Source organism: Cohnella silvisoli, from assembly GCF_021190915.1.
In the GTDB taxonomy this organism is placed as follows: domain Bacteria; phylum Bacillota; class Bacilli; order Paenibacillales; family Paenibacillaceae; genus Cohnella; species Cohnella silvisoli.
On sequence record NZ_JAIOAP010000005.1, the window covers coordinates 36,563 to 51,206 of the forward strand.

At 50.4% G+C, this 14,644-nt stretch carries 10 protein-coding genes; 6 read left to right on the forward strand and 4 right to left on the reverse strand.

Annotated elements, in window-relative coordinates; translation table 11 throughout:
* The first annotated feature begins 22 nt into the window (after window positions 1-22).
* The 6 genes from K7P76_RS11355 (at window position 23) to K7P76_RS11380 (ending at window position 7,518) form a co-directional block, all read left to right on the forward strand.
* Window positions 23-2,074 (forward strand): transglycosylase domain-containing protein, encoded by a 2,052-nt coding sequence (locus tag K7P76_RS11355; RefSeq protein ID WP_232185415.1) that lies wholly within the window; start codon window positions 23-25, stop codon window positions 2,072-2,074.
* 247 nt (window positions 2,075-2,321) lie between these two features.
* Window positions 2,322-3,044 carry a response regulator transcription factor gene (locus tag K7P76_RS11360; protein ID WP_232185416.1) on the forward strand — a complete coding sequence of 241 codons (723 nt, stop codon included), beginning with the start codon at window positions 2,322-2,324 and terminating at the stop codon, window positions 3,042-3,044.
* A 13-nt stretch (window positions 3,045-3,057) separates the two neighbouring features.
* Window positions 3,058-4,167 (forward strand): sensor histidine kinase, encoded by a 1,110-nt coding sequence (locus K7P76_RS11365; protein ID WP_232185417.1) that lies wholly within the window; start codon window positions 3,058-3,060, stop codon window positions 4,165-4,167.
* A gap of 124 nt (window positions 4,168-4,291) precedes the next feature.
* Entirely contained in the window at window positions 4,292-5,227 is a 936-nt protein-coding gene (locus K7P76_RS11370; protein WP_232185418.1) for an ABC transporter ATP-binding protein, read from the forward strand.
* A gap of 14 nt (window positions 5,228-5,241) precedes the next feature.
* Window positions 5,242-6,366, forward strand: coding sequence for an ABC transporter permease (locus K7P76_RS11375; protein ID WP_232185419.1), 1,125 nt, complete (start codon window positions 5,242-5,244; stop codon window positions 6,364-6,366).
* Window positions 6,367-7,518, forward strand: a complete 1,152-nt coding sequence (locus K7P76_RS11380; protein ID WP_232185420.1) for an ABC transporter permease — start codon at window positions 6,367-6,369, stop codon at window positions 7,516-7,518. It begins immediately after the preceding gene.
* Between the two features lie 148 nt (window positions 7,519-7,666).
* Here the strand turns inward: K7P76_RS11380 and K7P76_RS11385 are convergent, their stop codons facing one another.
* From K7P76_RS11385 to K7P76_RS11400, 4 genes are all read right to left on the reverse strand, one after another.
* Window positions 7,667-11,368: a discoidin domain-containing protein gene (locus K7P76_RS11385; RefSeq protein WP_232185421.1), complete on the reverse strand. Its 3,702-nt coding sequence runs from the start codon at window positions 11,366-11,368 to the stop codon at window positions 7,667-7,669.
* A gap of 39 nt (window positions 11,369-11,407) precedes the next feature.
* A complete protein-coding gene (locus tag K7P76_RS11390; protein WP_232185422.1) occupies window positions 11,408-12,232 on the reverse strand; it encodes a carbohydrate ABC transporter permease in 825 nt (274 codons plus the stop codon).
* A 45-nt stretch (window positions 12,233-12,277) separates the two neighbouring features.
* The gene (locus K7P76_RS11395) at window positions 12,278-13,192 is read right to left on the reverse strand and encodes a carbohydrate ABC transporter permease (RefSeq protein WP_232185423.1); all 915 of its coding nucleotides are present in this window, start codon (window positions 13,190-13,192) and stop codon (window positions 12,278-12,280) included.
* A 74-nt stretch (window positions 13,193-13,266) separates the two neighbouring features.
* The gene (locus K7P76_RS11400) at window positions 13,267-14,631 is read right to left on the reverse strand and encodes an extracellular solute-binding protein (protein ID WP_232185424.1); all 1,365 of its coding nucleotides are present in this window, start codon (window positions 14,629-14,631) and stop codon (window positions 13,267-13,269) included.
* Window positions 14,632-14,644: the final 13 nt, after the last annotated feature.

Here is a 14,644-nt window from a genome sequence, read left to right on the forward strand (position 1 = left end):
GGCATATAAAGGGGCATACTCCATGGATACAGCTAGCAATGACAAACCGAAAATTCGCCCTTCTTCCCGGTGGGACAAGCTTAGGCGCAGGCTTGGCTGGGTAACTTTGCTCGCCCTGTTCGCCTTGGCCATCGCCAGCAGTCTATTTCTCCGCTATGGCTCTCTCCCTGCGGGAGCTGCGATGCAATCCACGCAGATTCTCGATGACGAAGGTCACGCGATCGCTTCCATCCAAGGGGGCGTGAATCGCCAAATCGTCAAGCTATCCGACATTTCCCCCTGGCTGGTCAAAGCGACGCTTGCCGTCGAAGACCGTCGCTTCTACGAACATTCGGGCGTCGATTTGCGCGGCCTCGCGCGCGCGGCATGGGTGGACATGCGGCATATGTCCAAGCAGCAAGGGGCGAGCACGTTGACCCAGCAGCTTGCGCGCAACCTCTACTTGTCCCAAGAGCGGACATGGACGCGTAAGCTGAAAGAGGCATGGTACGCCGCTAGGCTGGAGCAGACCTATTCCAAGGAAGAAATCCTTGAGCTGTACTTGAACCAAATCTATTACGGCCACGGAGCATACGGCGCCGAAGCGGCGTCCCGTCTCTATTACGGCAAGCACGCGAAAGACCTTACCATTGCCGAAAGCGCCTTGTTGGCCGGCATCCCTAAAGGTCCTCGGTATTATTCGCCGCATTTGCATCCGTCTGACGCCCGTGCTAGGCAGCGGAAGGTACTCCAAGCGATGCGAGAAACAGGCCAGCTTACACAATGGCAAGCATCGATAGCGGCCAGGAAGCCCTTGAACGTTCGCCCCCTGCCGGAGGAAGAAGATCGCACGGCTCCCTACTTCGCTGATTACGTCAAGAAAATCGCCATCGATCAACTCGGCATGGACGAGCGGCTCATGAACGAGGGCGGCTTGACGATCCGTACAACCCTTAACGCGCGGATGCAGAAGATGGCGGAAGCCGCCGTCAAAAAAGGGCTGCAGGGCGGAAACGCCGAGCTGCAAACGGCATTGATCGCCATCGATCCCCGCAACGGTTACATTAAAGCGATGGTCGGAGGGCGGAGTTACCGCCGCAATCAATTCAATCGCGTATTCGCCCATACTCGTCAGCCGGGCTCGTCGTTTAAGCCGATTATGTATGCTTCGGCCTTGGAACAGCATGCAGTAACCCCCGCAACCCGTTATCGTAGCGAGCCTACTCTGTTTTACTTCGATCACGACCGTCAGATCTATCGTCCCAGCAACTATAATAATCGCTATTTCAACGAGGAAATCGGCTTGCGCCAAGCGATTGCGTCTTCCGACAACATCTATGCCGTCAATACGATCATGCAGGTAGGACCCGAAGCCGTCATCGCGATGGCGCGCAAGCTCGGCATTACCGCGTCGCTTAAAGCGGTTCCGTCCTTAGCTCTTGGCACTTTTCCCGTGAGCCCTTTCGAGATGGCGTCCGCATTCTCCGTCTTCGCCAACGAAGGCCGTAAATCGGACCCGATCGCGATAACGAGCATTCAAGACTCCAACGGCAAAGTATTGTATGAAGCCCATGTCCGGGAGGAGCAGGTTCTCTCTCCCGCCCTGTCATACGTGACGACGAAATTGTTGGAAAGCGTGTTCGATCGGGGCGGCACCGCCCATCGCGTAGCGAATATGCTGAAGCGCCCGGTTGCGGGAAAGACGGGCACGACGGATTCAGATGCTTGGTTCGTCGGATACACGCCGGAGCTGACGACAGCGGTATGGATCGGATACGACCGGGGAAGGTCCATTACTTCAAGCGAAGCCCACCGAGCCGCGCCGATATTCGCGCAGTTTACGGAGTCTGCCCTGGAAGGAAAGCCTCCGCGAATATTTCCTATGCCGGAAGGCGTGGTCAGCGTTTATATCGACCCCGCGACGAACCTGCTTGCTTCTCCAGATTGCCCTAATCCGGTGCTGGAAACATTCCTGTCCGGGACGGAGCCGACCGAGATGAGCGCACGTCTTGACTCGTCATCCGGGGAGCACAAGGATTCAGGCGGCAAAAGTCGTTCTTTGTGGTCGAAGCTGCGCAAATGGTGGGGAGTTTAGCTGTATAACTCCCGTTAATTAGGTTGAATTGGCGATGTTTTTCCGAATTAACTGGACATATCCGGTTATTACAGAAAAGAAGACAACGTAGCTTGTCACCTAAAATATAAGGCGTACAATCAGGAGCAAATCCCGATTATACGCCTTTTTAATCTGTCCATCGCGCTATCAACATTGCTTCTTAACAGGATATAATGATTTCATGACATCGTGGAAAGATTTGCTTAAGTAGAAAGGGTGGTACCTGTTGAAAATTAAAGTACTCATCGCGGACGACAACTCCTTCATACGGGAAGGGATGAAAATTATTTTAACAACTTTCGACGAATTCGAAGTCGTCGGCACGGTCGGAGACGGGGCCGAGGCGGTGGAGTTCTGCCTTAATAACGAGGTGGACGTGGCGCTGCTCGATGTACGAATGCCGAATATGAACGGCGTTGAAGCTACCCGCCTGCTAACGGAACAAACGAAGGTCAAGCCGCTCATCATTACGACCTTCGACGACGATGAATTTATTCTCGATGCCGTTAAATTCGGCGCGCGGGGTTATTTGCTTAAGAACAACGACCCGGAACGAATCCGCGACGCCATTAAGAGCGTTCACAATAATCACCATGTTCTACAGGACGTCGTATTGGATAAGATCAAGTCTAATTTACTCTCTGCCACAGGCAGCACTTCTAATCCAGCGGCACCTGCACAAGAGCCCGCTCCTGCTCCAGCCGTCGCACCGAGCCTTACAGGGGGACACAGCAATATCGATCGCAGCCTGTTCACGGAACGCGAGCTCGACGTTATGGCGCAAATCGCCAAGGGCTTATCGAACAAAGAAATTTCGAAGAAGCTGTTCATCTCCGAAGGCACGATCGCCAACTACATTACTTCCATCCTTAACAAGACGGGGCTGGAACATCGTACGCAAATCGCGATTTACTATTTAACGGGCGAAACGAGAATGTCGGACGGATAGGAGATTTCACCGCATGGATTACTGGACAATCGGGAATAAGGCAAGTTTATTGGCCTATATTATCGCTGTTTCCTATTCTCAAACACAGGCAACGAACTCATGGTACACGCTCGCTTATTTGCTGTATTTATGTTTGAATATCCTGATTCCGATCTTTAAGCGCAACAATCCAAAGATGCTGCTCGTTGTTCTATCCGCGGTTTTTATTTTTTACTGCGCCTACGTTCTAGACCCGCTCTTCTTGCTTCTGTTACCGGTTAACCTCTACGAGATTGTATGGCTTTCTACCCAAAGAAGGCAACTCGCGCTCATCCTAATGATTCTGACGGTGCCGTTCATTCCTGCATCGTTTCTACCCTTGTACATATTGACGTCTTCCCTCAGTTTTCTGTTAAACGCGAGCGTAAGCCTCTACATGGACAAAATGAACCGTTTAGAAGCCGAACGGGAAAAAATGCGTGAAGATGTGCACAGGTTAACGAGGTCGCTGAACGAGAACAACGAGTATTTGAGACAGTCCGAGTACACGATCAAGCTAGAGGAGCGCAATCGCCTCTCCCAGCAAATTCACGACGACGTCGGTCATTCCATGGCGGGCGCGCTCATTCAGATGGAAGCTTCGAAACGGCTGCTTTCTATCGATGGGGACAAAGCTTCGGAGCTGCTATCCAATGCGATCTCCATCTCCAAGCAAGGGCTGGAGCAAATTCGGCTTACGCTGAAGGACTTGAAGCCTAAATCGGAGGAGCTCGGCATTAATCGGCTTCGACTGTTCGTGGACGAGCTCACGACCACGCAAACGGTGTCCGCCACATTAACCCATCAAGGGGATCTCGATATAGTTACCCCGATTCAGTGGAAAATCATTCAGCAGAACGCAACCGAATCGGTAACCAATTCTCTCAAGTACGGAAAAGCGACCGCGATTCATATTGAGGTCCATGTGCTTAACAAGTTTATTAAGGCGGTCGTTACGGACAACGGGATCGGTGCGGGCAAAGTGGTCAAAGGACTCGGCATCGTCGGCATGGAGGAGAGAGCAGCCTCGGCAGGCGGAACGGTTATCGTGGACGGAACGAAGGGCTTTAGCGTGACGACTCTGCTGCCTTACTCAAGCAAATGAGTTTTCTCACCATCCACAATATGAATTTTCTCATGTAGAAGGGTGAACTTATGCACTGACATAGGGGCATCCTTTTTCTATACAATACGGATATAACCTCTCGAACAGATGGAGTGATTCGATAATGAATATTTTAGAAATTCGTAACTTAACCAAGAAATTCGGCGATTTCGTCGCCGTCGATAACATGTCGCTAAGCGTTCGCGAAGGTGAAATCTTCGGTTTTCTAGGCGCGAACGGCGCAGGCAAAAGCACGACGATCAGCATGATCGCAACCTTGCTGCGGAGCACTAAAGGGGATATCAACCTTCTCGGCAAAAGCATAACGAGCCACGGCAAGTTCGCCAAGACGAATATCGGAATCGTGCCGCAGGACATTGCCATTTACGAGAATATGACCGCTTACGAGAATGTCCGCTTTTTCGCGGGGCTGTATGGTCTCAGAGGTGCTTTGCTCCAGGAACGCACCGAAGAAGCTCTCGAATTCGTCGGCCTTGGCGACAAGCACAAGAGCTATCCCAAAAATTTCTCGGGCGGGATGAAACGCAGGCTGAATATCGCTTGCGCCATCGCCCACCGGCCGAAGCTCATCATTATGGATGAACCGACCGTCGGCATAGACCCGCATTCCCGCAACTACATTTTGAACTCGGTGAAAAAGCTGAACGAGATGGGCTGTACGATCATTTACACAAGCCACTACATGGAGGAAGTCGAAGAAATTTGCACCCGCATCGCCATCGTCGACCACGGCAAAATCATCGCGGAAGGCACGAAAGAACAACTTAAAGCGATCATTACCGACACCAAGGACATCTGGATCGGAATCAAGGCAAACGAATCTCTCTCGATCGAACATCTGAAACAAATTCCGGGCGTAATTGCCGTTCGGCTAGAGGAAAATACGGTCAAAATCAATTCCAAAGGCGAGATCAACAATCTCAACAAGATCGTCCAGCAATTAATCAAAGACCAGATCGAAATTCGCTCGGTAGAAGAGCAAGCGCCTAATCTGGAAACGGTATTCCTGACCTTAACCGGCCGGAATCTCCGCGATTAAGGAGGAAAATTTCCGTGAATATACTGAACATCGCGATCAAGGAAATCAAAGCCGCCTTAAGAGAAAAAGGAACATTCGTGTTCATGCTTGCGTTCCCCGTCATCCTGATGCTCATTCTCGGCACAGCACTAACGAATGTATTTTCGAGCAACACGCCCGTCGGAAATATTGAGCTGCTCTACAAGAATGAGGCCGCAAGTCCGCAGTTGACGCAATATTGGCAAGGCTTCGCTAAGGCGATCGAGCAAGAAGGCGTCAAGATTACACCTCTTGCAGCAGGAACCGATGGCAAACTGGAAATTAGCGAAGATCGCTATTCCGCTTATGCCGAGCTTAGCAATGAAGGTATCACGTACTACGGAAGCAGTAAACAGACCATCGAGAGCAATATTTTACAAGGTATGCTGACAACGTTCGCGGACCGTTACAATATGGCGGCGGCAGCGCTTAAATCCGACCCTTCCAAAGCGGAAGCGATTATCCGCAATGCCAGCGCGCCAGGAGAATATATCCGCGAAACGGCTCTTAATCCAGACAAACAACCTGGTTCCATCGACTATTACGCCATGGCGATGACAACGATGATCGCTCTTTATTCCGCCTTATCGGGAACTTTCCTGTTCCGCGGCGAGAGAATACGCAATACGGCTCTTCGGTTAATGGCTGCACCCGTTAGCAAAGGGGAAATTTTCGCAGGTAAAGTCATCGGTTGCACTCTTATTAACCTGCTATGCGTACTCGCCGTCGTGCTCATCAGCAAATTCGCTTTCCAAGCGGATTGGGGAAACCACTTCGGCATGGTATTCCTTATTCTGGTAACCGAGGTCATACTCGCCGTAAGCCTTGGACTAGGCCTTAGCTATATTCTTAAAGGGGATACGTCCCGTTCGGTCGTCATGATTTTCCTCCAGATCGCTTCGTTCGTGGGAGGAGCCTACTTCCCCATTATGGGTACAGACTCCTTCTTGGGATTCGTGACGAACTTATCGCCGCTCCGCTGGGCCAATAAAGCGTTGGCGCAAATTATTTACAACGACAATGTAGCCGGAGCTTTGCCCGCTATCGGACTTAATGTGGGAATCGCTGCGGCATTCCTGCTCATCGCAATTATATCGATGCGTAGACAGGAGGCGCTCTAAATGCTTAAAGACATGAATTGGCTCATTCGTAAAACGTTGAATAATACGTTCCGAAGCAAGAAGAGTTGGTTGGTGTACATTGGATTGCCGATCGTCGGGGTGCTTATCTCGATGCTCCTATACGGCAATACAAACGGTGGCGTTCTGCGCGTGGGGATCGTCAACATGGATGGAGATCAAGCGATTACGCAAGACGCGATTCGTTTCGTCGAAGGCTTAAGCAAAGTCGAAATTACGCTGACTGATGAAAAGACGCTCAACAACGATATCGCAGCTAGCAAGCTGGATAGCGGCCTCCTCTTCGAGCAAGGGTTCGCGGCAAGCTTGCGGGAAGGCAAACCCGAGCATCTCAACCTTGTATCCGTGAAAGGCGCGCAAGTAACGGTTTACGTGAAGTCGCTGCTGCAAAGCTATATCGGCAACGTTGCCGCCATAGGCCAAACAGCACAAGGCGACCAAGCCGCTTTCGATGCTCTATATTCCGAATACCGACAGCACAATTTCAAGCTGACCGCCGAGTCCGTGAAGGATACGTCCAACATGAAGGCTATGACCTATCAAGCGATCGGTTTCCTCATCACCTTCATGATGTTCTCTTCCGTCAATCTGACTGAACTCATCCTCAAGGAAAAAGAAAATCGTACCTTTCTCCGGCTCCTGTCATCGCCGGTGTCGGCAAGAACTTATGTGCTTTCCAACGTGATCGTCAACATTCTCATCCTTCTCATACAAATCGTATTGACGTTATTCATGATGAAAACCGTCTTCAAAATCGATTCCGGCATTCCGTACGGTCAAATGATTCCGATCCTTCTTCTATTCGCTCTGGCGGCTATCGGCTTGTCGTTGCTCATCGTCGCCTTTGCCAAGAGCAGTTCAGGAGCCGGCGCGCTGCAAAACCTGATCATCACGCCGACATGTCTGCTCTCGGGTTGTTACTTCCCAGCGGAAATCATGCCGGATTCGATTCGCAAAATTTCGAACTTCCTTCCGCAGCATTGGCTTCTGGATTCGGTCGATAAGCTGCAAAGCGGTACGGCGTTCGGCAACTTGTCCCTTAATTTTGCGATCTTGTTCGCCTTTGCCGCCGCATTCGCGCTAGTCGCGATCTACCGCTTCGGTCGCAACAACGATACCCGTTTGTTTGTGTAAACAAGGCCCTCCCCTGATCTCCTCCAGCCAGCATATGGTGGCAGCATGTCAGAGACGAGCCGTCCGATCAAGGAATTATCGATGAATATAATAATTTGGCTGAGTTCCACGCAGTTGTTGCGGCTCCGCGCGGAACTCAGCCATTCTTTTAGTAATTTGCCACAAGTGTCGTTGTTCCCGAAAGTCCTTGTAGCGTTATCGTCTCTCCGCTAAAGTTCGTATGCGTCACGCCGTTTACGGTTACGCCAACGATTGATTTGCTCTGCGGATGGCGCAGCTTCACTTTAATGGAACTCGGCGCATTTCTGGTTGGAGGCGTCAGGGTGACGGTTATTTTATTCGAAGCCGCATTTGAGCTCATGGTGTAGCTTAACGGTCCGAATTTGGAAGGCGCGTTTTGTACTTGTATTGTTTTTCCATCTTCAAACCAGTTGCGCGGGATGGATTGTCCGACAATCAATTCGTTTCCAACCGTCCTAAGCAGCATCATCTGCAGAAGCCGCATCTGCTCGCCATTTGAAAAACCGTGCGGCAGCGTCGGATGGTTATCGCCGAACAAGTGGTTGGTAATCTCAACTCCCCCATAGGTATCCTGGCTAACTCCATAGGCAAGCCAACCATAAAGTCCAAGCACACCTTTCTCGGTTTCATTGCGCTGCATGACATTATCCAAATATCCGAGAGCGTACGCATGGTCTATCCCTCCCCGCCATGCAAGGGCTCCCAGCGACAATCCTCCGCGTTTCTCGAGCGTATTGATCAAGATCTGGGCAAGAGTGCTGTTAGGATCCAGGAAATTCGTATCCAACACCATGCTTAAGTTCATCCCATAATAGTCGTCAGCCCTGTAGTTTGATGCAAGTATAGCTTCATGCGTTTGAGGAAACATGGGCAGGTAGGTGAACCCGTCATGCACGAATACCGATGCATTCATCGAAGCCAGTATATCGCTGCGGTAATCGGCTGCCTCTGCTACGAACAAATTGGCATCGGCAGTATATCCTGCAAGCTGAAGCGCTTCAATAGCGTCTTCAAGTCCTTTGCATAATGACGTGTCGGTAAAATAGGCATATGCCGGAGCGGGATGGTCCGCATAAGGCGCATAATAAATCAATCCGTGAAGTGCCCCTGTTCCTGTTTGCGCAGCTCGAGTATTCTTTATCCAGTTAGCCATATTGACTACAATCGGTTTCGCATAGCTCATGAAAGCGGCATCCCGCGTCAGCTTATAGTGATGTGCAAGCGAAGTCAATAAAGCCCCTTGATCCGCAACGCCGAAATTCTCAGTATAAAGACCGGCAGGCGATACTTGCGACAGGCTCTTTCGCAGATATACATCCGCGTCCGCATGATATCCGTCCTGGTCAAGAGCCCTTATTTGATGCTGCGCTGAATATCCGTATTCCATATCGTAAAATCCTGAACCGTCAAATAAATTTTGACCATCCGCATTCAGGAAAGCATAAGACCTCCAAGCACGGTACGCTTCGTTCACTCTCTGTTCCGGCGTGTTTACCGTCATGCCTTGAGATAACAGGTTCGTCCAATAATCTCTTACATAGTTGTAATTGAAATCGTATTCGATTGCATCCACTTTAGTTATGGAAGCAAATGTGAACGGGACTTTAATATACACCGACTGGCTTCCTCCGGCAGGTATGACCAGGCTCCAATCCGCCGAAACCGAGGTCGTATTTTTTCGGAAACGGAGGCCGATTGTTTTCGAAGAAGCTCCGGGATTCGTAACTTTCATGCGGCTGTAGGCGTACACCAGCTCGGTCGGGCTCTGATTTAGCGAAGCTCCATACACGGTCTGTTCATATTGAAGTCCGTCAAAATCATCATAAGTGCATGTTACAATAGGCAAACCGTTAAGAAGGCTTTTCTTGACCGTACCCGGTTCAAAACCCAGTCTGATTGAAGGAGCGCTTGTCACTTCCCATATCCCGACATTTGCTATGTTGGGGTTGCTGTAGTCGGAAGTGATTGCGTTATTGAACTGCAGCGAACCGTCAAAAGCTACGCCTATATCTTGTGTGGAGTTTTTGACACCTATGATTTCGCGAGAGTATTTCATTTTCGGGAACAGCGAACCGACCCTGTCAAAAGTCGGATCGCCCGGCTCGGACAAGATGTCCTCCCCTTTCCAATCTCTTCCCCAAATCGCTAACTCATTTTTCTCTACATCACTTAAATATAAGCTGCTGCCAGGCGTATATTCTATAAAGGAATCTTTAACATATGTGGTTGCAGAGCTTCCAACCGCAGCATAACTATTGTCCATATCGTCCCCAGGGTAAGCGGCCCCGTCACTATAGCCTCTGCCTATTATAAATTTGGAAGGCGCTCTGCCCAGAAGGCTTGACGGCCTGTTTGCCGTTCGTATAGCAGTCCATTTCACACCGTCGTTGCTGGCCAGATAACGAATGCAATCCACGCCGATTTCTATGGCAAGCCTGCGGAATTGACGCCCATAGGACGGAGCAAAGTTATATGAAGTAACGACCCCGCCTATACTCTCCTCAACATAGTGCTTACCGCCGCCGCCAGCCGCGCCGTACCACCCGCCCAATCCACCTTCATAAGGATAATTTGTAATCTTGACCCAGTTCAACTTATCCCAATATAATGCTACGCCTGTACCCCAAGACCATCCTCCGTCGAGTGTCGTCAGATTAGCGCCGACTCTGACATTGTCGTCATCGATGGCTCTTTCTATATGGGCATAGGCATTGACAGGACCGGTTATATTCAACATGCCGTCTGAAACGGAGATCGATGCGCGCGGATCCTTATCCGCCACCCAGCCGACACCTAACGTACCGGCGTCAAATGTATCATAGAAGGGGATTGCACTGCTTGATGCGCGCAAGTAGGCCTCAACCTCTGATAATTCAACCAATATATTTTGCGAGCCGGTTTCAAAAAGCAACCTTACATATCGGCCGCTTTGATTCAGGGTATAGGTATAGGGAGTGGAGTTGTATGCGCTTCCTTCAGTTGGGACATTCGTCGATTTTGAAATAACGGTCGTCCAGTTCGTTCCATCGTTGCTGACTTGGAAGGTGATCGACTTGGGCACGTAATAAGCGATACCGTTGACCGACCTGAAGACCACATTGACTTTCCCGATATTGGATGTTTGACCAAGGTCGACCCTCCACCACTGATTTACCGTGGATTGACCGTTTGCGGATGCCCAAGCGTTCTCTGTATCGTCTTTGTTGTCCAGCCCGTCGACAGCTTTAGCTGCAGAATAAGCAGAACTAAACATGGACGAAGCGGAAGCCATTTTGTTTAATGCAAGATTGGCAGGATTGAGATCAACCTCTGATAATTCAACCAATATATTTTGCGATCCGGTTTCGAAAAGCAGTCTTACATATCGGCCGCTTTGATTCAGGGTATAGGTATAGGGAGTGGAGTTGTATGCGCTTCCTTCAGTGGGGACATTCGTCGATTTTGAAATCACGGTCGTCCAGTTCGTTCCATCGTTGCTGACTTGGAAAGTGATCGACTTGGGCACGTAATAAGCGATACCGTTGACCGACCTGAAGACCACATTGACTTTCCCAATGTTGGATGTTTGGCCAAGGTCGACCTTCCACCACTGATTTACCGTGGATTGACCGTTTGCGGATGCCCAGGCGTTTTCCGTATCGTCTTTGTTATTTAGCCCGTCAATGGCTTTGTCCGCAGAATAAGCAGAACTAAATATGGACGAGGCGGAAGCCGTTTTGAACAATGCAAGATTGGTTCCTTCCGCCCCAACGTGCTCGTTACCCCATGTAAACATGGAGAATACCATTGTAAATGCCAGCAATAAATACACGAATTTAACCTTTTTCACATAATCTCCTCCTTAATTGGGATTCTCTCCATCCACTCGTTACCCTTTCAAAGCTCCCGCGGTCAAGCCTGCCGTAATTTGCCGTTGGAAGAACACGTACAGCAGGAACACAGGAACGACGGAAATGATTAAGGCCGCGAACAACACGCCCCATTCAACGCTGTATTGCATTTCGCCTTGTAAGAACGAAAGTCCGATCGATACCGTATATTTTTCCGGGGATCCGACCAGCACCAAAGCGAACAAATACTCGTTCCAATAGGCCAACGCGTTCATGATGGCGACGGTTACAAGTCCCGATCGGGCGAGAGGCAGCATGATCTTGAAGAAAGTGCCGAAGATGCCGCAGCCGTCGATAGCCGCCGCAGCTTCCAATTCGCCGGGCATGGCTTTGAAAAAGCCGACCAGAACGAAAACGCCGAACGGAACTTGTATAATCGTATAAAGCAGGCTTAACCCCGTTAACGAATTCGTCAAATGCAGCGAGGACATGAAGAAGAAAAGCGGTACAAGACCCAAAATCGTCGGAATCATCATAGTGGAAATATACAGTCCGAACATTAGGCCGCTTCCGCGAAAAGGATGCCTAGCCATAATGAAGGCGGTGGTTGCCGACAGCAGAAGCGATAGAACGACGGCTGATAGCACAACCGCCGTGGAATTCAAAAAGTAGGTTCCGAAGTGCGCTTTCTGCCACGCGTCGGAAAAATTTACGAATTGAAGCGGAAGTCGCGGCAAATCCCAGGCATGGCCCAAATTGAATTGGCCCGTACTCTTAAGCGAAGTGGTGACCGTCCAGAATAGCGGGTAGAGGACACATAAGCCCCATACCCACAATGAAACTCTCAACATTCGTTTAAACATGATGATCCCCCATCTGGCATTGTAGGCTTGGCACTGCGATCCGGATTACCACTCATGCGTCTCCCTTCTCAGGAGCCGATTCAATAACACCGTCGTCAGCAAGGATAACACCAGAATCATTACGCCTATAGCAGTCGCATAGCCCATTTGATACTGCTTAAAGCCGACTTGGTATAAGTAAGATCCCATCACCTGCGTCGAATTGTCCGGCCCCCCCTCCGTCATCAACCACACGATCAGGAAGGAACCGTTTAAAGTTGTCATGACGATGGATAGCAATGAAACCTTGATCTGTTCCCATACGAGCGGTATGGTCAGTCTTGTGAATTGCTTCCACTCGCCGGCTCCGTCGATTCTCGCAGATTCATACAAGCTCTCGGAGATGCCCATAATGCCGGACATAATCAGAACCATATAAAAACCGATGCCCGCCCATACGCTCGGAGGAACGAGGGCAGCCAGGGCCAGATCGGAATCCCCCAGCCACGCGATAGACACCGGTTTCTCCGTAAAGAGGGAGAGGAAGGAATTCAGAAATCCCAGGTTCGGGTTGTATATGAACCGCCACAGAACACCGATAACAACGACCGAAATCATATTCGGGAAGAAAAATACGGCCCGGAAAAACGCGCTTTCCCGCAATTTCAACCGAGTTAGGGCTACAGCGAACACGGTCGCAAAAAGCAGAATGAGCAAAACCTTCCAGAACACCAGAAAATAATCATGCTGAATCGTGCGGGGGATAATCTCGTCGTCGAACAGTTTGCGGTAATTGTCTAGACCGATGAAAGTCATTTTGGAAGAAGTGCCGGTCCAATCGAAAAAGCTGGTGTAGACCCCTCTAACCATCGGATACAAAGTAAGCAGGCAGAAGAGCGCGAAAGTCGGAACGATGAACACGATCAAGAACCATGTATATTGACCTTTGGAATACAATTTTTTGTTACGCTCCGCTATCATTCGTTATTCACCTTCCTAAAGAGAAGGGGGATGGAGACGAGAAAACCCGTTACCTCATCCCCCTGATTGATGTCTTATTTTCTAGCCGCAGCAGCCGCTTTCTCCATACGGTCCGCCCACTCTTCTTTCGTGATCTTCTCTCCGAGCAAGGCAGCCGTCGCATCGTCCATCGCTTTCGCTACGGTCGGGTCCATCTCATTGTCCACAGAAGCGACGATCGTATTGTCCGAATTCAGGTAACTCATTGCGCTCTTAACCGCGCCGCTTGCTTGGGTCGACTCCAGGTCGACCTTGAGGTTCATTAGAGCGCCGGTCGTTTCCGCCCAGCGGATGGCGGCCTTCTTCGTGAACACGAATTGCAGGAATGCTTTGGCCGCATCGACGTTCTTAGCTTCCTTGGCGATGCCGATTTCGTTCGTGTAAGGTACGGCGACGAACTTGCCGCCTTGCGCTTGGGTAACGGACGGAATGAATCCGTAGTCGAAGCCTTCCGGCATCGTTTTCTTCATTTCGTTTTCCAGCCACAAGCCGCAAGGGATGAATATTGCTTTATGCTGCAGCCATTGGTTCTGGGAATCCGTGTGGTTAAGCGCAAGCGCTGCTTTGTTAATATAGCCTTTGCCGTTCATCTCCGTCAGCTTGCTCAGCATGCCCATGACAGGAGCGCTTTTGAAGACTCCCTCTTTAAGAGCGTTAATATCCTTAAGTATGGCCGGATCCCCGTTGTTCTCGGTTACGAAGCCGGAATTGAGCAGACCGCGAATGATGTAAGACGGGTATTGCCCCTGATGAATATATGGAATGATGCCGGCATCCATCGCCTTTTGATTCAGCTCCAGGAAGCCCGCCCAATCCTTTGGAACTTCCCAGCCGTTCTTCTGGAACAGCGCCTTGTCATACCAAGTGCCGAATACTCCGAACACAAGCGGTATCGCGTAGTTAACGCCGTCATAGCTTCTCGGCTGTCCGATTAATTGGTCCTTGATCGGCTCGCCGTCCGAGTTCTTGGCCGTAGCGATCCAATCTGTAATATCCATCAGTTGTTCGTTCTGCACTAGCAGCTTCTCGGTGAACGTTCCGTCTCCATCGATGTAGACGACATCCGGCGGGTTGCCCTCGATCCAGCGGGTTTTCATCTGTTCGTTGATTTTCGGTCCCGCATGCTGGACAACTTCCAGATCCGGGTTCATCTTCTCGAATTCGGAAATTGTCTCTTTCCACCAGGTATCGCCGTAGCCGCCGACGAAATACTGGATTTCGAGTTTGCCTTTCAAGCCTTCCGAAGCGTTAGTCGGGGATGAGCTCGCGGATGAGGATACACTCGGACTCGGAGAAGAAGTCGGGCTTGCCTCATTGCCTCCGTTGCTGCCGCATCCGACCAGGGCGGACATTAAACCCAGGCTTAACATTGCGGGTATTACCGTCTTTTTGAAATTCATGGCATGGACATCC

Bases quoted from the DNA above. Each gene is read 5' to 3' on its own strand.
- K7P76_RS11355 (WP_232185415.1), top strand. From the start codon at position 23: ATGGATACAGCTAGCAATGACAAACCGAAAATTCGCCCTTCTTCCCGG.
- K7P76_RS11365 (WP_232185417.1), top strand. From the start codon at position 3,058: ATGGATTACTGGACAATCGGGAATAAGGCAAGTTTATTGGCCTATATT.
- K7P76_RS11370 (WP_232185418.1), top strand. From the start codon at position 4,292: ATGAATATTTTAGAAATTCGTAACTTAACCAAGAAATTCGGCGATTTC.
- K7P76_RS11380 (WP_232185420.1), top strand. From the start codon at position 6,367: ATGCTTAAAGACATGAATTGGCTCATTCGTAAAACGTTGAATAATACG.
- K7P76_RS11390 (WP_232185422.1), bottom strand. From the start codon at position 12,232: ATGTTTAAACGAATGTTGAGAGTTTCATTGTGGGTATGGGGCTTATGT.
- K7P76_RS11395 (WP_232185423.1), bottom strand. From the start codon at position 13,192: ATGATAGCGGAGCGTAACAAAAAATTGTATTCCAAAGGTCAATATACA.
- K7P76_RS11400 (WP_232185424.1), bottom strand. From the start codon at position 14,631: ATGAATTTCAAAAAGACGGTAATACCCGCAATGTTAAGCCTGGGTTTA.